The organism is Helicobacter sp. MIT 01-3238 (genome assembly GCF_003364135.1).
GTDB lineage: Bacteria > Campylobacterota > Campylobacteria > Campylobacterales > Helicobacteraceae > Helicobacter_B.
Map to the genome: position 1 here is coordinate 17,286 of NZ_NXLN01000008.1, position 21,870 is coordinate 39,155.

The 21,870-nt window shown below is 39.9% G+C and carries 19 protein-coding genes and 1 tRNA gene; 11 read left to right on the forward strand and 9 right to left on the reverse strand.

What is annotated here, in order from left to right; genetic code table 11:
* Nucleotides 1-124 precede the first annotated feature (124 nt).
* From dnaA to CQA40_RS03965, 4 genes are all read left to right on the forward strand, one after another.
* Nucleotides 125-1,438: a chromosomal replication initiator protein DnaA gene (gene dnaA / locus CQA40_RS03950; RefSeq protein WP_115519646.1), complete on the forward strand. Its 1,314-nt coding sequence runs from the start codon at nucleotides 125-127 to the stop codon at nucleotides 1,436-1,438.
* A gap of 359 nt (nucleotides 1,439-1,797) precedes the next feature.
* Nucleotides 1,798-2,892, forward strand: coding sequence for a DNA polymerase III subunit beta (dnaN, locus tag CQA40_RS03955; RefSeq protein WP_115519647.1), 1,095 nt, complete (start codon nucleotides 1,798-1,800; stop codon nucleotides 2,890-2,892).
* A 106-nt stretch (nucleotides 2,893-2,998) separates the two neighbouring features.
* Nucleotides 2,999-5,338, forward strand: a complete 2,340-nt coding sequence (gene gyrB, locus CQA40_RS03960; RefSeq protein WP_115519648.1) for a DNA topoisomerase (ATP-hydrolyzing) subunit B — start codon at nucleotides 2,999-3,001, stop codon at nucleotides 5,336-5,338.
* Nucleotides 5,339-5,374: 36 nt separating this feature from the next.
* On the forward strand, nucleotides 5,375-5,644 hold the full coding sequence (locus CQA40_RS03965) for a superinfection immunity protein (protein ID WP_023926705.1): 270 nt from the start codon (nucleotides 5,375-5,377) through the stop codon (nucleotides 5,642-5,644).
* A gap of 290 nt (nucleotides 5,645-5,934) precedes the next feature.
* Here the strand turns inward: CQA40_RS03965 and CQA40_RS10850 are convergent, their stop codons facing one another.
* The 5 genes from CQA40_RS10850 to CQA40_RS03990 form a co-directional block, all read right to left on the reverse strand.
* Nucleotides 5,935-6,222 carry a TRL domain-containing protein gene (locus CQA40_RS10850; RefSeq protein ID WP_147290154.1) on the reverse strand — a complete coding sequence of 96 codons (288 nt, stop codon included), beginning with the start codon at nucleotides 6,220-6,222 and terminating at the stop codon, nucleotides 5,935-5,937.
* Between the two features lie 302 nt (nucleotides 6,223-6,524).
* Complete coding sequence (locus CQA40_RS03975; protein WP_115519651.1) at nucleotides 6,525-7,211, reverse strand: hypothetical protein; 687 nt, start codon at nucleotides 7,209-7,211, stop codon at nucleotides 6,525-6,527.
* Between the two features lie 2 nt (nucleotides 7,212-7,213).
* Entirely contained in the window at nucleotides 7,214-8,713 is a 1,500-nt protein-coding gene (locus CQA40_RS03980) for a toxin-antitoxin system YwqK family antitoxin (RefSeq protein ID WP_147290155.1), read from the reverse strand.
* A 27-nt stretch (nucleotides 8,714-8,740) separates the two neighbouring features.
* A complete protein-coding gene (locus CQA40_RS03985; protein ID WP_115519653.1) occupies nucleotides 8,741-9,085 on the reverse strand; it encodes a hypothetical protein in 345 nt (114 codons plus the stop codon).
* Nucleotides 9,086-9,331: 246 nt separating this feature from the next.
* Nucleotides 9,332-10,141, reverse strand: coding sequence for an exodeoxyribonuclease III (locus tag CQA40_RS03990; RefSeq protein WP_115519654.1), 810 nt, complete (start codon nucleotides 10,139-10,141; stop codon nucleotides 9,332-9,334).
* Between the two features lie 177 nt (nucleotides 10,142-10,318).
* Between CQA40_RS03990 and CQA40_RS03995 the strand changes: the two genes are divergently transcribed.
* Nucleotides 10,319-10,394, forward strand: a tRNA-Phe gene (locus tag CQA40_RS03995).
* Nucleotides 10,395-10,460: 66 nt separating this feature from the next.
* Here the strand turns inward: CQA40_RS03995 and CQA40_RS04000 are convergent.
* The 4 genes from CQA40_RS04000 to CQA40_RS04015 all read right to left on the reverse strand — a co-directional run bounded on the left by CQA40_RS04000 (nucleotide 10,461) and on the right by CQA40_RS04015 (nucleotide 14,953).
* A complete protein-coding gene (locus CQA40_RS04000) occupies nucleotides 10,461-10,700 on the reverse strand; it encodes a DUF2443 family protein (RefSeq protein ID WP_023926713.1) in 240 nt (79 codons plus the stop codon).
* Between the two features lie 49 nt (nucleotides 10,701-10,749).
* Complete coding sequence (locus CQA40_RS04005; RefSeq protein WP_115519655.1) at nucleotides 10,750-11,769, reverse strand: KpsF/GutQ family sugar-phosphate isomerase; 1,020 nt, start codon at nucleotides 11,767-11,769, stop codon at nucleotides 10,750-10,752.
* Nucleotides 11,770-11,868: 99 nt separating this feature from the next.
* Entirely contained in the window at nucleotides 11,869-13,980 is a 2,112-nt protein-coding gene (locus CQA40_RS04010; RefSeq protein ID WP_115519656.1) for a ribonuclease J, read from the reverse strand.
* Nucleotides 13,973-14,953, reverse strand: coding sequence for an rRNA adenine dimethyltransferase family protein (locus CQA40_RS04015; RefSeq protein WP_115519657.1), 981 nt, complete (start codon nucleotides 14,951-14,953; stop codon nucleotides 13,973-13,975). The genes CQA40_RS04010 and CQA40_RS04015 overlap by 8 nt, the downstream gene beginning before the upstream one ends.
* A gap of 487 nt (nucleotides 14,954-15,440) precedes the next feature.
* Here CQA40_RS04015 and hisF point away from each other — a divergent pair, with 487 nt between their 5' ends.
* From hisF to lpxA, 6 genes are all read left to right on the forward strand, one after another.
* Nucleotides 15,441-16,205, forward strand: a complete 765-nt coding sequence (gene hisF / locus CQA40_RS04025; protein ID WP_115519659.1) for an imidazole glycerol phosphate synthase subunit HisF — start codon at nucleotides 15,441-15,443, stop codon at nucleotides 16,203-16,205.
* A gap of 59 nt (nucleotides 16,206-16,264) precedes the next feature.
* Nucleotides 16,265-16,996, forward strand: coding sequence for a purine-nucleoside phosphorylase (locus CQA40_RS04030; RefSeq protein ID WP_115519660.1), 732 nt, complete (start codon nucleotides 16,265-16,267; stop codon nucleotides 16,994-16,996).
* Between the two features lie 160 nt (nucleotides 16,997-17,156).
* Nucleotides 17,157-18,209: a 23S rRNA (adenine(2503)-C(2))-methyltransferase RlmN gene (rlmN, locus tag CQA40_RS04035; protein WP_115519692.1), complete on the forward strand. Its 1,053-nt coding sequence runs from the start codon at nucleotides 17,157-17,159 to the stop codon at nucleotides 18,207-18,209.
* Nucleotides 18,210-18,574: 365 nt separating this feature from the next.
* Complete coding sequence (locus CQA40_RS04040) at nucleotides 18,575-19,870, forward strand: epoxyqueuosine reductase QueH (protein WP_115519661.1); 1,296 nt, start codon at nucleotides 18,575-18,577, stop codon at nucleotides 19,868-19,870.
* 632 nt (nucleotides 19,871-20,502) lie between these two features.
* Entirely contained in the window at nucleotides 20,503-20,982 is a 480-nt protein-coding gene (gene fabZ / locus CQA40_RS04045; RefSeq protein WP_115519662.1) for a 3-hydroxyacyl-ACP dehydratase FabZ, read from the forward strand.
* Between the two features lie 27 nt (nucleotides 20,983-21,009).
* On the forward strand, nucleotides 21,010-21,828 hold the full coding sequence (gene lpxA / locus CQA40_RS04050; protein WP_115519663.1) for an acyl-ACP--UDP-N-acetylglucosamine O-acyltransferase: 819 nt from the start codon (nucleotides 21,010-21,012) through the stop codon (nucleotides 21,826-21,828).
* Nucleotides 21,829-21,870: the final 42 nt, after the last annotated feature.

The window sequence follows — 21,870 nt, forward strand, 5'->3', positions numbered from 1 at the left end:
TTAGGAGGGTTTAAGGATTTTGTAAAATGAGGCTAAAGTTGCAAGATATTTGGCTAGCAAGATATTTGTGGGGGGTTTAGGACTTAAGTGTGATAAATGATTTTAGGTAATACAAAGGAAAAAAATGATTTGGGAAAAAGTGCTAAGCACGCTAAAAGAGGAAGTCTCGCCATTTGATTTTGAGACATACATTTCGCTTATCAAATACGATGAGAGTGCTTCAAAAAGCAATGTAGCCGTGCTTGTCGTGCCAAATCCATACATAGAGAGCTGGATAAAGTCCAACTACGCGCTAAAAATCGCGCATATTTTTGAGATGCAAACCAAAATAAAGCCTGAAATCCGCTTTAGCCTATCAAAAGAAAAACCAAGAAAAACACACACAAAAGCAAAATCTGGGAATATGCAGGTTTCTTATCAGTCCCAATACACATTTGAAAACTTCGTAGTAGGCGATTCTAACCGACACGCCTATACCGTGGCACAAATGGTTGCAAACACGCAAGCCAAAGCGTATAACCCCGTGCTTTTTTATGGAAACACAGGACTTGGAAAAACACATTTGCTTTGCTCAATAGGGAATTTTGCGCGAGGAAGCGGAAAAACCGTGATTTATCTCACAACTGAAGAGTTTATGAATGATTTTCAGCGACACCTAAATACCGTGGGAATGGACGCGTTTAGAGATATTTATAGGAATTGCGATTATTTGCTGATTGATGATATTCAGTTTTTGGGGGGTAAGGTAAGTTTGCAAGAGGAGTTTTTCAACACTTTTGAAGCTCTGTATAAGACAAATAAGCAAATTGTGATGACAAGTGATAAACTTCCTAAGCAGATTCAGGGACTAGAGGAGCGGCTACGGTCGCGATTTGAAAGTGGTATAAAGATAGACATACAACCCCCGGGAGTGGAGACAAGAATCCAAATCATCGCTCAAAAATGCGTGGATAACAAAATCTCAATGGAAAAAGAAGTCATAAACTATCTCGCAGAAAATATCAGCGAAAATGTGCGACAAATCGAGGGAGTCATAGCAAAAATGCGATTTCACAATGCTATGACAAATCAGCCTATAAGTGTAGAAATGGCAAAAAGCGTGCTAGATGAAATCCTGCTAGAAAATCAAGAAGAAATCACGGTAGAAAAAATCGTGCGCGTAATCGCAAGAGAACTAAATGTCAAAATCAGTGAAATCACAAGCGGCTCACGCGTGCCAAAAATCGTGCAAGCAAGGCATATCGTGCTATATCTCATAAAAGATTCTGCTAGCAATATGGAATCTATGAGCAGTGTGGCTAGCCGACTAGGACTAAAAAACCACGCCACAGTAAGCAAAGCACTCACAAAAATAACCAAACAAATCCAAGAAGATGAGAATTTGAAGCATTTGATTGTGAATTTGAAAAATAAAATACAAAATGAGAAAAATCTCTAATGAGAATCTAACAAAAATTTTGGTAGAATTGCAGATATTGTTATAAAGCAGTGGTGTGTAATTGATAATGTGAATGTGAATATCGTGGATAGTAATGCTGATAAGTGGTGTAAAACCATAAATCCGCAAAAAATCCAAAAGCTAGAGCAAAATCAAGGGTAAAAATAGGGCAAAGCTCTTAGAAAAATCCCAAAGCAAATCCAAAGCAAATCCAAAGTAAAACCTAATAAAATCTTAGAAAAAGTAGGTTTTAGGAGTTTTTGGGATTGTGTTTGAGATGGGGATTTTGGATAGATTTTCACATATTCACACTACCTACTAATACTGCTAAACATTTAACTTAAAAAAGGAGCAAAGCGATGAAAATCACGCTAAACAAATCTAACTTTGAGATAGTCCTCAATAATTTCCAATCATTTCTAGATAAGAGGGATTCTTCACAAATCACTTCTCATATCTACCTTGAAACTACCGATGATAAACTATTGCTTAAAGCAACTGACTATGAGATTTCTATCCAATCAAAAATAGACATTCTCCAAAAGCACGAGGACGGTATCGCAACGATTGAGGGCAAAAAGATTGTAACGATTATCAAACAGCTAAAAGACGGCGAAGTAACGCTAGAATCTAAAGACGCTCAAATCTTTGTAAAGCAAGGAAAAACGACATACAAACTCGCTACATTTAATGCAAGCGAATATCACAACGCAACAAAATTCCCAGAGATTGACTCTAATGATAAACAAATCAATCTTGATTCTGCAAACTTCATCGACTCACTACGAAAAGTCGCTGTGGCAGCAGAGGGCGCAAACAAAGACAATCATAGAGTAGAGCTCACAGGGACACTTCTAGATGTCAAAGATTATCAGTGCAACTTTGTCGCCACAGATACGCGCAGGCTAGCTATCATACGCCACTCCACACAATCAATCAGCGATACGCTATCGCTGATTATCCCAAAACGCGCGATAATGGAAATCACAAAGCTATTTTATGATGAGTTTGAGATATTTTTCTCTGAAACTATGCTCTTTATCCGCTCGGAAAATTATGTATTTTCTACCAAGCTTATTAACGGCAAATATCCAGACTATGAGAAAATTATCCCAAAAGATTTTGCCGTGCAACTAAAGCTACCAAAAAATGAAATCATCGAAGCAATAAAGCTCATAAATTCTCTTGCTACAAAGATAAAAATCACCATAGATTCTAATGGACTTTTCTTTGAATCTATGAGCACAGAGGATTTGGAATCGGCTAACACGCAACTTGAGATTAGCCTAGATGTCAAAGAAGAGCTTACCATAGGTATGGATTCTAGGTATGTGCTTGATTTCCTTACTTTCGTGCAAGGAAATGAGTTTGAGATTTTGCTAAATGATGCAAATATGCCATTCCTACTAAAAGATGAAAACTACTCCACAATCGTAATGCCTGTGATTATCTAACTAAAATCTAACAACTATCTAGCTTAAAAGAGAATCTCTCTAAAGATTCTCTAGCTTATTTTTAGACTTCTATCTGCAAACACCACAATACAAAGGACTTAAAACAATGAAAAATGTATCTTATACAGGCGAAAATATCAAGGTTTTAAAAGGACTAGAAGCAGTTCGCAAGCGTCCGGGAATGTATATAGGAAGCACTAATATCAACGGACTTCATCATATGGTGTATGAAGTGGTGGATAATTCTGTCGATGAGTCAATGGCAGGGCATTGTGATAGAATCAAAATCACGCTTACGCTAGAGGGAAGTGCTATTATTGAGGATAATGGACGCGGAATTCCTGTGGATATTCATCCCACAGAAAAAATCCCAACTGCAACTGTGGTGCTAACTGTGCTTCACGCGGGAGGGAAGTTTGATAGTGAAGTGTATAAGGCTTCTGGTGGGCTTCACGGAGTGGGTGTATCTGTGGTAAATGCACTATCCTCAAAGCTCATAATGACAATCAAAAAAAATGGAAATATTTATAGACAAGAATTTGCAGAGGGTAAGCCTACAAGTGAGCTAGAAATCATCGGACAAACAAAAGAAAACGGCACGACTATTGAGTTTTTCCCTGATGGCAAGATAATGGAAGTGCTAGAATTTGACAAAGATGTGCTTTTGAAGCGATTTAAAGAAATGGCATATCTTAATAAAAATCTAACAATTGATTTTAAAGATGAGAGAGATGGCACGGAGGTAAGCTATCACTTTGAAAATGGTTTGATAGAATTTATCGATGATGTCAATAAGCGCAATGCAATCATTGGCTCGACTATTTATTTCAAAGGTGTAGAGCAAGAGACAGAAGTCGAAATCGCCCTAACTTACAATGAGGGCTTTGATGAGAATGTGCTAAGTTTTGTCAATAATATCCGCACACCTGATGGTGGGACACACGAGGCTGGATTTCGCGCTGCTTTGTCTAGGGTAATCACAAACTACATAGAAGCAAATGCCAATGCACGCGAAAAAGATGTCAAAGTAACGGGCGAAGATGTGCGTGAAGGGCTTGTAGCGATAATCTCTACTCGCGTGATAGACCCGCAGTTTGAGGGGCAAGTCAAGGGCAAGCTTGGAAGTTCATTTGTAAAGCCAATCGTGCAAAAGCTCACTTTTGATAAGCTAAGCAAGTTTTTTGAAGAAAATCCAAATGATGCCAAAAACATAATGCAAAAGGCACTTCTAGCCGCACGAGGCAGAGAAGCAGCAAAAAAAGCACGCGAAACTATGCGCAAAAAAGAGAGTTTCTCGGTAGGCACACTTCCGGGCAAGCTCGCAGACTGCCAGAGCAAAGACCCACAAGAGTCTGAAATCTACCTTGTAGAGGGGGATTCTGCGGGTGGTAGCGCAAAGCAAGGGCGAGATAGACGCTATCAAGCGATTTTACCTCTGCGTGGAAAGATTTTGAATGTAGAAAAATCTAGGCTTGATAAAATCCTAAAAAGCGAGGAAATCAAAAATATGATAATCGCCTTTGGCTGTGGCATAGGCGATGAGTTTAGCTTGGAGAGATTGCGATACCACAAAATCATTATTATGACAGATGCTGATGTCGATGGTAGCCATATACAAACGCTTTTGATGACATTTTTTTATCGCTATCTTAAGCCACTTATCGAAAATGGGCATATCTATATCGCGCAGCCTCCTTTGTATCGATTCAAAAAGGGCAAAAAAGAGATTTATCTAAAAGATGATAGGGCACTAAGCGAGTATTTGAGCGAAAATGGCATAGAAAACTTTAGCTTTAAGGGAATCGGCAATAAAGAGCTTTTGGAGATTTTGCGATATATCGCGCACTATCGCTCTACGCTAAAAAGCCTAGAGAAGCGATATGCGATGATAGAAGTGGTGCGCTATCTTATCGAAAATGTAAGCGAGAGTGTAGTCAAGGATTTTGCTAAGCTGTATGAAAAAATAGAGAAATTTTTATCTAGCATAGAGTGTAATATCCTATCTAAAGACTTGAGAGAGGATTCTATCACGCTATATGTCCAAACAAGTTTGGGGCTACTTGATATTACTATTGATGAAAATCTATTTAGCGACCCGCTTTTTACCGAAGCAAGACATACTTATCATAAAATCAATGAGCGGGATTTGGCGTTTTTGAAAGATGAAAATGGTGTGAAAAAAGATGTCATCACTTTGCTTGAGGAAGTGGAAAACTCTGCTAAAAAAGGTGCAGATATACAGCGATATAAAGGGCTAGGCGAGATGAATCCAGACCAACTATGGGAAACTACGATGACACCTACGGATAGGACACTACTTCGCGTGCAACTACCAAGTGAGGAAGAAGCTGATAGAATCTTTACGCTGTTTATGGGCGATGAGGTAGAGCCAAGAAGAGAATATATCCAACTTCACGCAAAAGATGTCAAGCATTTAGATGTGTGATATTTGCTTAAAAATGGTTGCCTAAAGGAGCGAGCCTTGTTTTTGGAATATTTTTATAAAAATTCTACCGAAATCATTGATGGCGTGGAAATCGTAGGCGTGCCTACTTTTGATATATTGCTATTTGTGGCGTATATATTGGCGATTATTTGTAGTTTGGGCTTGTATTTTTTGCCAAGTGTGATTGCGTTTGTGCGCTCTCATAAAGATAAATGGCTGATTTTTATCATAAATTTCTTTTTTGGATTGACAGGGATATTGTGGTTTGTGGCATTTATTTGGGCGATTTTTAGTAAAAAAGAGTAAGTAAAGTCTAGTTTTTACATTTTTTGGGCTTTTTGTGGTGTTTAATATATTTGGGATATATCTAGGTGTGGCATAAGTGTTTTTTGTAGATTTTTGAGGGGTTTTTGTGAGATTTTGGATATGTTTTGTTAGTTGTTTTTTCTTGAATTTTATAAAAGAATCCCCTTGTCTTAAAAATATTAAAGATTTTTCTAAGGCAAGGGAGTGAATTTTAGCTTTTGTCGTGATTTAGCAAGACTAAAAATACTTAGCTTAAGTGAAAAATCGCATTTGTTTATACTAAAGTGGATTTATTTACCGCGCACTACGACTTTGTCGCTTGCATAAATCCAAAAGCTAAATCGCTTAATATCCGCGCTTTGCACTTGAGTGATATTGCCCTTAGCGATAGCGTCATTAAGCGTGCATTTCCCAAAGCGGAAAATACCAAAGAAACTTCGGCAAGTAGCTACGCCTGTCTTTGCTTGCTCTGGTGGGACTTCAGCGGCTGTGATGTTTAGAGGGGTGTTTAGAGCGCAGCCTGTCATCATAACCGCTCCAAGCCCTGCAGCAAATGCTAGTGCAAGAATCTTACTCATTCTTTGCTCCTTGTGGGGGTGATATTTGCTTTGCTTCGTGGCTAGAATCTTAAGATAAATATTTTTATCACAAATTTTCGCACAAAAACAAAAGCGGTTTATTTTATCCCCCCCCCCTATTAAAAATAGCTTAATTTTTGAAAAATTTTTAAAAGTTGTGGGAGGAGTGAGAGGAAACTCAAAAATATGCAAAAGTGTGCGTAAGAAAGAGCGCGTGAGAATCGTGCGGAGCGGTGGGATAAATCGTGGGGATAAATGTTATTTATAATTTGTTAGCATTTTTGCCCTCTAAGATTTGGATTTTATCTACCTTTTAAGCGTGATTTGATAAGTGTCAAACAGCTATATAAAGCTATAATTATTAGCGCAACAAGCACAGCATACCCTATTGGGCATAATGTCGTGCAAAATATACTCATAATATGTGCAATAAAAAGTACAATACCTAGTAGGCAGCTTACCCACCCAAGTGCGATATTGATTTTGCTAGGCGAGTAGCGATATGGTTGCAACACCCCACAGCATAACAAACTATCTTTTAATTTTGGATTTAGTGTTTTGACTTTGGTATTGTTTTTAGAATCTGTGTGTTCTGCATATTCATAAGAATCCAAATCACAAAAGAGATTTTTTATATCATAATTTTGAAAGTCAAAGTTTTTGATATGCTCCTCGTTGGCTTCTTGAACAAACTTTGAGCCTTTTGCCATAGCTATCCATAGCCAAGATAGCACGATAATCACCGCGCAAAGTCCAAGAGAAGCAAAGATATACACAAGAGTGTTTGTCTCCACATTTTGCACGTTTTGGGCAAGATTTTCTACAATCTTTAACTCTATGGCTTTTAGTTGCAATGCGCCATAGCCACTCCACACAAGCACCATAAATGCCACTAAAAATATTGAGCGTTGCCAAAGATTTTTTATTTCATCGGCATAAGCATTATAAAGAACCTTGTATAGTTCTATATCTTGTGGATTTTTACTCATCTTTATTCTCTTCGCTCTTCAGGCTTGGCAGATTCTAGGGCAGAGTAGATTTTATCTTTGTAGAAACTTTTGTCTATCAGCTCTTTAAACATTACCTGACATTGCCCTGTGGTGCAATATCCACTACTTTTGTAATTGAATAAATCTCCTATTTCTTCGTCGTTCTTATAAAAACGAGCAAAAACTCCATCAGCCACCCGAGATAACTCTACAGCTAATACCAAATTATTATTCCTGATAACTTCACATTTGTCTTTTTGTTCTATGAGTGCAAAAGCCTCCTGCTCTGTTTTTACTTTTTCAAGTTCACCTGATATTGATAGTTTTTGTCCAAGCACAAAAACACCATTAGACACCTCTACATAATTAAAATTATCAGCAAAAATAATGTTTTCTGGACAGTAACCCTTCTCTAAAATTTTTTCTATCCCTAATTCTTTAAGTTCGCTTTTATAAAATCCTTCACGATGAGTCCCCGGACTTGGAAACATCCGACCTGCAAACGCCTTTCCATTTACCACCTTATTGCCATTTTTATCTATGCTGAATGGCACAAATTGTGCAATGTAACCTTCTTTATTGTATATTCTCAATGTTGCATTGCCATTGCCATCTTTTGCAAATTCAGATTCTATCATACCCGTTAGGGGATAATATTTTGTGGCTTTATCTAGTAGCCCATTTTTATATAGTTCCTCTTTTGCCAAAAATCCATTTTCATAGTATTTCCACGCACCCTCTTTTGTGCCATTTGCACACCCTCCCTCAAAGGCGATTTCGCCGTTTTTGTCCCTTGTCTGTCGCACACCATCTGGGCAAGCACCTTTTCTTTTGCCATCGATAAGCACACCTGTGCCATCATAGTAGTCTATGATATTTTTGGGTATATCTTTGAAAAATTCACTTATCAATATATTTGTCTGCGAGAATAAAGGGGCTAGCACTTCAATTCTAGTTTCTTTAGTCTTTTTGTTTTGCTCATAACCCATAAAATAGATGAAGCGTGAAGACAATTCATTTCCAAGCTGATATTTTCCAGCAAGTGCACCCAGAAAATTCATTGCTTTTTTTGCCCCATCGCTAAAAGCACCATTGATGACGACACTATCGCCTTTATCAAATTTGATAGTTATGTTTTTGATAACACAAGCGGCACCCTTTTCATCCTCGTTAATGATTGAATGTTCTTTGTCCATTTCATACGAAAAATCTACTTTATCGATATATTCTTGTAAGTCTTTTTGGTTTTTACCAATATATTTTTGTAAATCTTGGCTTTTTAGCAAATACTCTTTTAAAAGCTCGGTAAAAATCTTTTGTCCATCTTTATCATCGCAGTAGCTACCACCACTTATAGCATCACACCCACTAAATGCTATACTTGCTACTAAAGCAAATCCTACTAACCATTTATTACACTTTGTTATTTTATTTTTCATTTTATTCTCCTTAAAGTTACGATACATTTGCCAATAGCAAATGCAAACATTAGTGTTTATCACACGCTTTATTGACTAAGTTTGTCTTTCTTAAGTTGTCTGTTGATTGAGTATTTGCAGGGCTTTGTCAATCCCAGATTTGTCAATAACAGGATTATTTTTTATACACTGCAATAGACAAATTGCCAAATCATCAGGAAGTATAAACCAGCAGGGTTTAGAATGTGCGTTTGGATAGCCTAGTGATGGTTTCTTATTTTGTTGATTGTCGTTTCTGCTTACTACCCAACGAATACCGATAGAAAGGACTTTTGGAGCATTCTCGTTTTGTGGGTCTTCTTTGTCATAGCCTGAAGCTATGTGAAATGCTCCATCTGCGCTTTCATAGAGGATTTTTTGGGTATCGGGAAAATTATTGAATGGAAAAGTTGCCATTATCGCCACTCCTTATGTTTTAAAATTCGTGGGAATTATATTACCCCCCCCCCCTTAAAATATCTTTAAAAAACTCTCTTAGATACCGTATAAGATTCTAAAAGATTTAAGACTATTCATTAAAAAATAAAGGTAGGGTGGCAAAGGAGGATTTGGCTAAAAAGATTTAAATTTTAAAAAGGAGGGCAGGGCAAAAAAAAACGCGTAAAAATGTTGCAAAAATATCGCAAAAAGGCATTATAGGGCTTAAAACCCTATCTCTAGTCCCACAGGGCAGTGGTCGCTCCCTAAAATCTGCGGGTAGATTTTGGCGTCTATGAGGTTTGGCACTAGGGCTTTGGAGCAAAGGAAGTAGTCGATTCTCCAGCCGATGTTTTTTTCTCGTGCTGTGCCAAAGTAGCTCCACCAGCTGTATGCACCCTCTTTGTCGGGGTAGAAATGCCGAAATGTATCGACAAATCCAGAATTTAAAAGCGTGCCAAACTTCTCCCTCTCCCAATCACTAAAGCCCGCATTGCCCAAGAATGTAACTTCCCCGCTAGAATCTTTGCGCGTGCAGTTTGTCTTTGGATTTTTCAAGTCAATCTCTTTGTGCGCGACATTTAAGTCTCCGCAGACTATCACGGGCTTTTTTCGCTCTAAGTTTTTAAGAAACGCGCGGAAGTCATCTTCCCACTGCATACGATACTCTAGCCGCTCTAGCTCGCGCTTGGAGTTTGGTGTATAGACATTTATTAGGTAGAAGCCCTCAAACTCTGCGGTGATGATTCTGCCCTCTTTGTCGTGGTGGGCTATCCCCATATCGTATTGCACACTTAGGGGCTTTCTCTTGCTAAGCGTAACCACGCCAGAGTAGCCCTTTTTTTGCGCGCTATTCCAAAAGTCTTTGTAGCCCAGAGTGCTAAAGTCAAAGTCGGCTTGCTCGCGCTGCATTTTGGACTCTTGGATACAAAAAATATCGGCATCTATGGAGCGGAAAAACTCCATAAAGCCTTTATTCATACACGCACGCAGCCCATTGACATTCCAAGAGATAAGGTTTAGGGGTTTTGACATTTTTATTCCTTATATTTTTTTATAAAAGCTGATGATTATAGCAAAATCTAGGGATGGTTTTTGACACTATTAAGACACCATAAGCGGTTTATGTATTCATTTAAGATGAAATTTACACAATTTTGGATACAATACCCGCTTACTTTGTTTGAATATTTGATTTAAATCTTTTAGTATGGCTCGATAGCTCAGTCGGTAGAGCAGGAGACTGAAAATCTCCGTGTCGGTGGTTCGATTCCGCCTCGAGCCACCATTTTACTTCCTTAATATTCTTTTATTTTGACACTTCTTTTTTACTATTTTTTGATTTTGTGAAATTCTAAAACACAAGCATTTCGCGCTTTAGTTTGTTTAGCAAATCTATTTGAGCTTTTAGTTTGTCTACTTCTTCGTTTAGGTGCTCCCACACTGACATTTGCATACCCTCTGGCATATCCATAGAGCCACGCTTTATCATAATATAATCCACAAAGCTAATCTTTGCCATTCCTAGCAAAATAGTGATTTCATCGCGGATTTCCTCAATATTGGCAATGATTTCGTTGATTTTCTCAAACATTTTTACTCCTTTTGCTTGATTTAATATTTTTGATTTTAGGCTAGTTGATTTAGTCTATGGTTATGCCCGCATCTAGTAGTGTGTGGATATGTAGCACGCCTTTTAGAGAGCTGTTTTTGTCTGTGATGATTAGTAGCTGGATTTTGCTTTTTTCGATGATTTCTAGGGCTTGGCTTGCTAGTAGATTTTCATCATTGCAGGTTTTTGGTGTCTTGCTAGCATATCGCAGTGCAGGGGAATCAAGGCAAAAATCCTTATCCATCATCGCACGGCGCAAATCCCCATCGCTTAGAATCGCTATGGGCTTTAGCTCTTTTAGATTTTCTACGATGATAGCGTTGCCTAGTCGCTTTTGACTCATTTCTATTATGGCTTCTTTTAGCGAAGTGTCTTGTGTGATTATGGGGAGGTTGTCTTTTTGCATTACGTCAGCGATTTTTACAAATAGTTTGCGCCCTAGCGCACCACCGGGGTGTAGAGAGCCAAAATCTTGTTTGCCAAATCCTCGTGCGTGCATTAGGCAGGCAGCTAGAGCATCTCCCATAGCAAGAGTAAGCGTGGTGCTACTCATCGGTGCGCTATTTATCGGGCAGGCTTCCCTCTCTACAAAGATAGGTAAAAAATGCTCGCTATACTCGCTAAGCGCGGAATCTTTTGCTTTGCTCATCGTTATGATAGCTTTTGATTTTCTTTTTAGATGAGGGATAATAGCTAGCACCTCGCTAGAAGTCCCGCTATAACTGATAGCCAACACAATGTCATTTTGGCTTACCATTCCCAAATCCCCGTGCAAAGCTTCTGTGGGGTGGAGGAAAAAGCTAGGCGTGCCTGTGGATGCAAGTGTAGCTGCGATTTTGCTACCGATATGCCCGCTTTTGCCTACACCTGTGATGATTAGCTTGCCACCTTGTGAGGTGGAATCTAGTATGAGGGATATGATGTTTTTTAGTGCGGTGTTTGGGAGGATTTGAGGGAGAGAAGTGGCACTATCAAGCAGCGATTTTGCTTCGTCTTTTAGGACATTTGTAGCGATTTGGGTGAAATCTAGCGAAGTATCAAAACTTTTCAAGGCTTTATCCTTTTTGTGCTTTTATCAGCTTTTTGCTTAAAGTAGAGATTGCAAAGAGTGCAACCTCTACTTTAGAATCTAGCAAAACACTAGCAAGATTTATGCCGTAAAGATATGCATCATAATCGCAGGATATTTTTTGAGCTTTTTAAATAGTAGTTTGCGGATAATGTTTCGTAGCTCTGCTTCTAGATGTCCTTTGGAATTCATCGTTTCTTTTTTTATCGTGCGGATAGCCATTTCTATCGTGCCTTGCACTTCTTTTTCTAGCTCTTTTTGCTCGTTTTGGTTTGCTACGCCTACCATTTGGATTTCAAGTGAGCGGAGCTTTTGCTCTTGCTTAGCGATAAATGCCACCACGCTTACTATCCCGCTATCTGCCAAATCTTTTCTGTCTTGTAGTGTGGGTGCGTCAATCTCTTTGCAAGCTTGATTGTCGATGAAAACTTTGCCTGATTTGACATTGCCGACTTTTTTGATATATGTGGGGTTTACTTCGATTTGGTCGCCATCTTCCATTAGCAGTATGTTTTTCTCTGGCACGCCACACTTTATAGCGGTGTCTTTGTGCTTGGAGACGTGGTTATACTCGCCGTGCACTGGTAAGAAAAATTTGGGCTTTATAAGACGAAGCATAAGTTTTTGCTCTTCTTGTGCGGCGTGTCCGCTTACGTGGATTTCGCTAAAGTCTTGGTAAGCCACGCTAGCACCCGCTTTCATAAGGAAATTTAGCACAGCAGATACGCTACCCTCATTGCCCGGGATAGCTTTTGCTGATAGGATTATCAAGTCGCTAGACTTGATTTTGATATGGCGGTGCTCATCGGTAGCCATACGATATAGCGCACTCATCGTTTCCCCTTGAGAACCTGTGGTAACGATTAGAATCTCGCTATCAGGGTATTTTTCTACCTCGTGAGCTTCGATGAAAATGTTGTTTGGCAAGTCTATGTAGCCTAGTTCGCGTGCGATTTCTATGTTTTTTTCCATAGAGCGACCGATGACACAGACTTTGCGCCCGTATTTTAGCCCATAGGTGATTGCTTGATATACGCGGTGGATATTGGAGCTAAATGTGCTCATTATCACGCGTCCATCGGCGTTTTTAAACAATGCGTCAAATGTAGGTCCAACAGTGGCTTCGCTTTGTGTGCAACCACTTTTGTGGGAGTTGGTAGAATCGCTAAGCAAAAGCATAACCCCCTCTTCGCCATAATGTGCTAGGCGGTGTAAATCTGTGGGGAGATTATCTATGGGTGTGTGGTCGATTTTGAAATCTCCTGTATGGAGGATAATCCCTGCTGCTGTGCGAATCCCTAGCGCACTAGAATCAATGATAGAGTGAGTGATATGAATCCACTCGATTTCAAAATCCCCGATTTGCACGGGCTGGCGTTTTTGGACGACTTTTAGCATAGGGCGGTATTGCTTTAGCCCGTGCTCATCAAATTTCGCACCTATCATTCCTAGTGCTAGAGGTGTGCCATAAAGGGGGAATTGCAATTCTTTGAATAGATAGGGGACTGCGCCTATGTGGTCTTCGTGGGCGTGGGTTATGACTATGCCTGCGATTTTGCTTTTGATAGAATGTATGTAGCTAAAATCTGGGATAAGAATATCCACGCCGTGCATATTTTCTTCTGGGAAGCTCATACCCACATCGATGATAATCGCGCTGTTTTCGCTCTCCATTACCATCATATTTCCACCGATTTCCCCTAGCCCACCAAGAGGCGTGATTTTGATTTTTTCTTTGGTGGAGAGGTCTAGCTTATTGTGTGGGTTTAGGCTGTTTTTTTGAATTCTAGTGTTTGTTTCTACACCTTTTTTTAGGTCTTTGTGAAATTCTAGATTGCCTTTTTCTTTTGCTCCTTGCACTTCTCTAGCTCCCCTGCTAGCAGAGTCTTGCAGCACTTGCATTCGCTGGTTTGGGAATTGTCGTTTTTGAGGAGCGACAGAATTTGGCTGATTTTGGTGTTTGGTGTGGTTTTGTGAGTTTTGTCCGTTTTGTGAGCTATCCCTTTGCGAGTTGCTTGCTTCATTTGTTGTGCCGTTTTGTCCGCTGCCTTGTCTATGCTTGCTTTTGTGGTTGCGGTGGTCTTTGTTGTGAGAGTTGTGGTTGTTGTGGTTGTTTTGCGGAGATTGTCCGTCTTTTTTGCCAAATCGAGAGAAAAACCCTCGTTTTTGTTGTTCGTTGTTGTTGTCATTCATCGTGTATCCTTTCGAGTTTTGTGAAAATGTGGTGATATTTTTGTGTGCTTACTTGGTGTGCTCTGCTGTGAGAGGGCATATCAAGTGTAGCAAAAATTTCCTCTAGTTGCTTTTTGTCATAATGTCTTGCTAGATTTGATAGTAGCTTTTTTCTAGGCGATACAAATGCGTGTTTTAGCATTTTTTCAAAGCTAAGCCACCTTTGGCTAGATTTTGTAAAATCGCCCAAGAAACTTTCTTGCCCTTTGCGCAGGCTAAAAACTGATGAAGTTACCTTTGGCATAGGTTCAAACGCTTCTTTTGGCACGCTAAAAAGTAGTCGTATATCTCCTACGCTTTGTGCTAGCACAGATAGAGCGCAAAACTCACTATATCCACTGCTAGCACAGAATTTATCCGCTACCTCCTTTTGTGTCATCACCACAAACCCCTTGCAAAGCGGGTCTTTTAGCGCGATAAGGATAATGCGCGTGGCGATATAGTAGGGTAGATTTGAGATGAGGATATATGGGGAGGTGGCAAGCCAAGAGCTTTTTGGGCTTATTTGGCTAGCGTTTTTTTCATCTAGCTGCTTGCGTATTTTTGCGCTTGTGTCCTCATATTTTGCCGTGCTACTAATGTCGGTTTTTGTCGTATCATCTGCTTTGCCCTCTTTGCTTTTTTCTTTGCTCTCGTATTTTTGGAGTGCTAGGGCAAAGGGCAGAGATAGCACATCTGCGTGTATCAAATCAAAATGATTCGCAAGGCTTTGCTTTGCAAATCGCTGCAATACAAAAGAACACAGAGCTTCGTCAATCTCATAAGAAAGGAGAGGAGCGATGCCCAAAAGCCTAATGGATAAATCACCCAAGCCAACACCGATTTCTACAAGCTTTAGACTTTGAAGCTGGAGGTTTTGTGAAGTGTGGAGGCTGCTAGATTTTGATATTTCTAGCGGATACTCATCACTATGTTTCGCACCATTTTGTGTCATCTCTTGCGCCTTGCTAGAATCTAGCGAGGATTTTGGTGCATTCTCTAGCTTGGCTAAACAGCTTTGGTATAGCTCGGAGCTTGCTTGGAGGATTTTGTCTAAAATGATAGAATCTTTTAGAAAATTCTGTCCAAAATGTTTTTTTGGTATTATGCTTCTCTGCAGGAAAATCCTTTTTATAAATCTATTTTATGAGAATCTATTTATAAAAAGCATTTGTTTGCAAAGAATGGTTTGATTTGCTTTAGGTGGTATTGTAGCGAATCTTTTGTTGATTGTGGTAAAAATTTGTAAAAATATGCGCAAAAATCACACCAAATCTCGCACAATGTAGGCGAAATATACGCGGTAGTTTTTATGATTGCTTTGCAATATGGATAAAAAATAAGAAAAAGAAAAGGAAAAAATGTTATGATTGCGCACAAAATTTAGTGGTGTGATTTGGGAATATATGGTTTGATTGGACAATTAAATAAAAGGAATCTAAATGCTAGCAAAACGGATTATCCCCTGCCTTGACATAAAGGATGGGCAGGTGGTAAAGGGGGTGAATTTCGTGGGACTGCAAAATGTGGGTGACCCTGTGGAGCTAGCAAAAATATACAATGACGCGGGGGCTGATGAGCTGGTGCTACTAGATATAACCGCGTCTTTTGAGCATCGCAAAACGATAGTTTCTCTGTGTGAAAAGATTGCCAAAGAAGTCTATATCCCGCTTACTATCGGTGGGGGAATCTCTAGCCTAGAAGATATGTATGCGCTACTAAATGCTGGGGCGGACAAGATAAGCCTAAATAGTGCAGCAATAAAAAATCCTAGCTTGGTAGCTCAAGCAGCAAAAAGATTTGGCTCACAATGTGTGGTGGTGGCTATCGATACTCGCTCGGCAGAGAATAACCCACAAAGAAAAGAAGTCTATATCAAGGGTGGTAGAGAGAAAGTAGAGCTGGAGCTGTGCGAATGGGCGAAAATCTGCGAGGATAATGGAGCGGGGGAAATCCTGCATACAAGCATGGATACTGATGGGACAAAGGGGGGATATGATTTGGAGGGGCTAGGGGCATTGCGCGAAGCGGTAGGACTGCCCATCATCGCTTCTGGTGGAGCGGGCAAGATGGGCGATATAGCGGAGGTTTTTGAGCGAGGAGTGGCTGATGCGGCATTGGCTGCGAGCATATTTCACAACGATGAAATCTCTATCTCCGAGCTAAAAGATTATCTGCACAATTGTGGTATAGCGGTGCGGATATGAGATTTTGTGGCTTGGTCGTGTTTTGGAGGATTGTGTGAGGGGCGTGCAAGGTGGTGTAGATGCTAGTGTGTGCTGGGCGAAATGAAACTCTGTGCTGTGCTGTGCCGATAGGCATAGGGCTAGTAGAGGCGAGCTTGGGACTGACTAGGCTACTGCTAGGCGGAGCAAGGGAAGTAGAAAATATCATATTTGTGGGGAGTGCTGGGGCGTATAGTAAAGAGATTTTGATAGGGGATATGTTTTTTTCGGTGGAGGCGACACAGATAGAATCTAGCTTTTTGAGTGGTGGGAGCTATACACCGATAGACAATGTAGTAAAAATGGAATCGGCGGATTTGAGTGGATTTGGGGATTTTGCTAGATTTTTTGTGAGCGATGAGAATTTGGGAGATAGAGAATCTGGGCAAAAAAATGTTTCATATGAAACATCGGAGCAAACTCTAAAATCAATCCAAAATCAAAAAACAGAAAATCAACAAAAATCTATGCGAAATAGTGTTGTAGCAAGGCAAATAGAGCAAACAAAACAAGCGATTGTGAATTCATCAAACTACATTACCACAGATGAGAATAGCGCAAATCAAATGGCTATGGCTGGCGTACTACTAGAAAATATGGAATTTTATGCCGTGATGAAAGTTGCTCAAAGTTTTGGTGTGCCTGCTATGGGCGTGTTTTGTGTAACGAACTATTGCGATGAAAATGCTCATAAGGATTTTCTGGCAAACCATAGTGAGGCAAAGCGTAAGCTAGAGGACTTCATAACGCAAAGTCAAAAAGTGATGATATAAACGCTTGGCTAGAATAAAGAGTGGATAAATGGAATCTAACAAAATCAATATTTATGGAATGCGCTTGAGTGAGCTAGAGCAGGTTTTTGCCTCTGGTGTTATTTATTCTAGCGGCAACGCAAGCGAGGATTTCAAAAAGGGTAATGATTTTGCAAGGGATATGTGCGAAAAACTTAAAAAATTTCCATCATATCGAGCTAAGCAGATTTATAATTGGCTATATGTTCGCTATGAAGATGAGTTTGGCAAAATGCTAAATCTACCAAAAGATTTGCGATTTTACCTTGATGAATATTTCAGCACGCAAAATCTAAAACTTCTCGCCAAAGAAACAAGCAAAGACGGCACACAAAAATATCTTTTTGAAGCGAGAGATGGACACTGCTTTGAATCAGTCTGTATCAAAATGCGTGATAAAAAAAGAGATGAGAACGGCAGGGTTTTGGCAAGCGAGAAGTGGACTTTTTGCCTCTCTAGTCAAATCGGCTGCAAAGTCGGCTGCTCTTTTTGCTCTACGGCTAGGGGAGGATTTGTGCGCAATCTCACTGCAGGAGAGATAGTCCAACAAGTGGTGTTTCTCAAACGAGACAATGCCCTAGAATCTCACAAGCGAGTGAATATAGTGTATATGGGTATGGGTGAGCCACTGCACAATATTGATGAGGTGGTGCAAGCGATAGGGATACTTAGCGAGCTAGATGGGCTAGCGATTTCTCCAAAGCGACAGACGATTTCTACAAGCGGAATCGCCCCACAAATAGAAAATCTAGGCAAGCTAGATTTGGGCGTGCAACTAGCGATTTCTCTACACGCGGTAGATGATGAGCTACGAAGCAAACTTATGCCGATAAATAAGACTTACAATATACAAGCCGTGATTGATGCTGTGAGGAGATTTCCTATCGACACTCGAAAGAGGGTAATGTTTGAATACCTTGTGATACGAGACATAAATGATGATTTGGCGAGCGCAAAAAAACTACTAAAGCTACTTAACGGAATCAAAGCAAAGGTAAATTTGATATTGTTTAATCCACATAGTGAATCAAAATATCAACGCCCTGAAATGAAAAAAGTAGAGGAGTTTGCCGATTTTCTTGTGTCAAAAGGACTGCTAGCCACGATACGAGAATCTAAGGGCGTAGATATTTCAGCAGCTTGTGGGCAACTACGAGAGAAAAAGATTCACACAAAAATGAGTAATACGGGGTAATACAAAAAACTATGAAAATGTTTCATATGAAACATTTAATGATTGATTTGGGTGGGGCTAAATACAAATGAAATACGAATAAAAAGAGATTTTGCCAAACCTCATCAAGCACACAAACTAAAATCTACATAAAAAGGAGAATCCAAAATGGATAGTTTAGAAGTGTTTTTGCTGGTATTTTTGCTACTTGTATTGGTGGGTGGTATCGGTGGGTATCTTTATTTTATGAGGGAAAGGGATTGAGTCAAAAGAGGTTTTGGGACAATGGTTTTTGGCAAAAAGATATATAACAATGCGAGTGAAAAAGTGAGTGTTAGCAAAACGCTATAAGCACTACAAAATCAAAACAATAAAAAAGGACAAAAATGTTGGTGCATATTTGTTGCTCTGTGGATAGTCATTATTTTTTGAGTGAATTGAAAAAAGCATATCCTAGTGAGAATCTTATCGGCTTTTTTTACAATCCAAACATTCACCCCAAGTCCGAGTACGATTTGCGCCTCCAAGATGTGCGCAGAAGCTGTGAAATGCTCGGGGTAGGGCTCATAGAGGGAAGATATGACACAGATGAGTGGCTAAATGGAGTGCGTGGGCTGGAGGAAGCACCCGAAAAGGGCGAGCGATGTGTGAAGTGCTTTGATATTCGTTTAGAGAGAAGTGCGGAGGTGGCAAGCGAGATTGGCGAAGTGAGGTTTACTAGCACTCTGCTTGCAAGCCCGATGAAAGAGCAAGAAGTCCTTTATGAGCAGGGCGACATCATAGCCAAAGCGCGTAAGTTAGATTTTGTCAAAATCAATGTCCGTGCAAATGGTGGAGTGAATAAGCAAAATGCTCTAGCAAAAAAAGACAATCTCTATCGGCAGAACTATTGCGGCTGCAAATACGCACTAGAAAAGCAGCGAGAAAAACAAGGACGATATAGCCTAGAGATGATGAGCGATATAGGTAGTCGTGCTTTGCCTGCGAGCATAGAGGAGAGAAGTGAGGTATTTGCCAAACGAGATGCGCTAGAAAAGGCGGGCAAAAAATATATCCTTACACAGCGAAAAAAGCGAATCTATCGCGTGCTAAGCCATAGATTATCGCTAAATGGAATGGCGATACCCAACTATGTGCTAGCCCACTCCGAATCCAAGCGAATAAAAATGGAGCTACCAACTTGGGTAGAAATATCTATAAATGCTTATAGCTCCCCCTTTTTGCGAGAATCTTTGGGGGTGGATTCTAAAGCGGATTTTGCTTTGAATAAAGATAGTCCTAGCCCATATTCTGTGAAAATTACCATTGGGATTAGTCAAAGAGATGACACGGTTTTTTTGCCACTAAAGAGCCTCAATGAGATTCTTTGTGCCAAACAAACGAGCGAAAACGATGAGGGCAGTGAGTATGAGGCAAGCCACAAGTGTGGTGTGAGGTATGATGGCGTGAGGGAGCTCATTTACGCGCCTATTTGCTATGAGGAAGAGCTTTATTTGCGCACTCTGCTTTGTGGATATGAGTCGATAAATCCTATCATCATAATTGATGATGAGGTGGCTAAGGATTTGGCAGAATCACAAAATCTAAGCAATAACACCAAGTCAATCTCAAATCCCCTAGCAGTAAGCATAGAATCTTTTTTTCAAGATGAAAGGGTGTTTGAAGTGATAGAAATTGTGTAGCTTTGTGTGGGCTTATAAAGATATTTTTGCAAAAATTACGCATAGCAAAAAAGCTGATATGGAAAGATGAATCCTAAGTTTTTGCGTTAAGAAAAATATAAAAAAACTCCAAAAATTGAGCGAAGAATCGCTAACAAACAAGCACAAAAGACAAATACAACCCCCAAACACAGCACAAAACCAAAGAATAAAAATGTAAAAATGTCATAAAAACTTTCAAAATTTAATCAAGCACAAAAAACAAATAATGTGCATTGATGCGAGGTAAAATCTACAATTTTTACCTCATATTTTCAGTTTTTGCAAATAAATAATAAAAATTTATGTAAAAAATGTAAAAAATGTTTTAAATCGCTTAAAAATTCGTGCAAAACATTATCAAAAGTTTTGTATAATTTTGCGTTTTAGCCTAAGTTTCAAAGCTAGTCAAATACAAATAAAAGCAAGCAAAGTTTTTTGTTTTTATGCTATAAAAAACTAAAGATTTCTTGCAAAATCTGCATAAAGTCCCGCTACTTACGCGCGATTCTCACAAGCGATGAAGCAATACTTTTTAGGACTTTTTTTGTAGAGATTGTGCTAGTTTTGCGTGGTTTTGGGCTTTTGTTGTGAATTTTCTAACAAGGTGTAAAATGAGCATAATGGATATAAACGCGATTAAGAGAATCTTGCCACATAGATACCCACTTTTGCTTGTCGATAGGATTACTAGACTTGAAAAAGATAGTCTTATTGAGGGGTATAAAAATATTACTGCAAATGAGCAGGTGTTTTTGGGGCATTTTCCTAGTAAGCCTATTTATCCGGGAGTGATGATTATTGAGGGAATGGCACAGGCTGGGGGAGTGCTGGCGTTTGTGAGTATGTGGGGCGATGATGTGAGTGCAGCTGAAAACAAAATCGTGTATTTTATGACGATTGACGGTGTGAAATTCCGCTCTCCTGTCGTTCCCGGGGACAAGCTAGAGTATCGTCTTAGCGTCCTAAAGCACAAAGGTGCTGTATGGTCGCTTGAGGGCAAGGCGTTTGTAGAGGATAAGCTTGTGTGCGAAGCGCAACTAAAAGCTATGGTAGCTGATAGTGATGCTGCAAGTGGCGCAAGCGCGACATAAGCACTAGCACGGTAGGAGTAAGCTACTATGAAAGCACAAATCGCACGAACTGCCATTATCGCAAAGGGCGCACAGATAGCCGATGGAGTTGACATTGGCGATTTTTGCGTGATTGGCGAGGGGGTTAGAATCGGCGAGGGTTGCAAGCTGTATAATGGTGTAACGATTTTGGGCGATACCACTTTGGGTAAAAATAATGTGGTGTTTCCTTATGCTGTGCTTGGCACGATTCCGCAGGATTTGAAATACTCGGGCGAAAAAGTCGAGCTAATCATTGGGGATAATAACATTATCCGTGAGCATTGTATGTTTAATCCGGGCACAGAGGGCGGGATTGGCAAGACAATCATTGGCAATGAAAATTTGTTTATGGCATTTGTTCACATTGCACACGATTGTGTGGTGGGCAATCACTGCATTTTGGCAAACAACGCTACGCTAGGTGGGCATATTGAGATTGGGGATTATGTCAATATCGGTGGAATGACGCCTGTGCATCAGTTTGTCAAAATCGGCGATGGGGCGATGATAGCGGGAGCAAGCGCACTAAGTCAAGATGTCCCTCCATTTTGTATGGCAGAGGGCAATCGCGCTGTGATTCGCGGGCTAAACAAACACAGAATGCGAAAGCTATTTGACAGCAAAGAGATTGATGAGATTAGCCATTTCTATAAGGAGCTTTTTTCTGCGACTTCTATGCGAGGTTTTGCGCAAGATATGCTTGATAGATATGAGTCAAAAAGCGAGGATAGTGCGATAAAAAGAGAATCTATCAAAAAAATCTGCGAGTTTGTCCTAGCCTCACAAAGAGGTATCCCTCTGCGCAAAAGCGAGGCAGAAAAATGAAACAAACACAAGTGAAAATAGTGGCTAAAGTGGCAAATACGC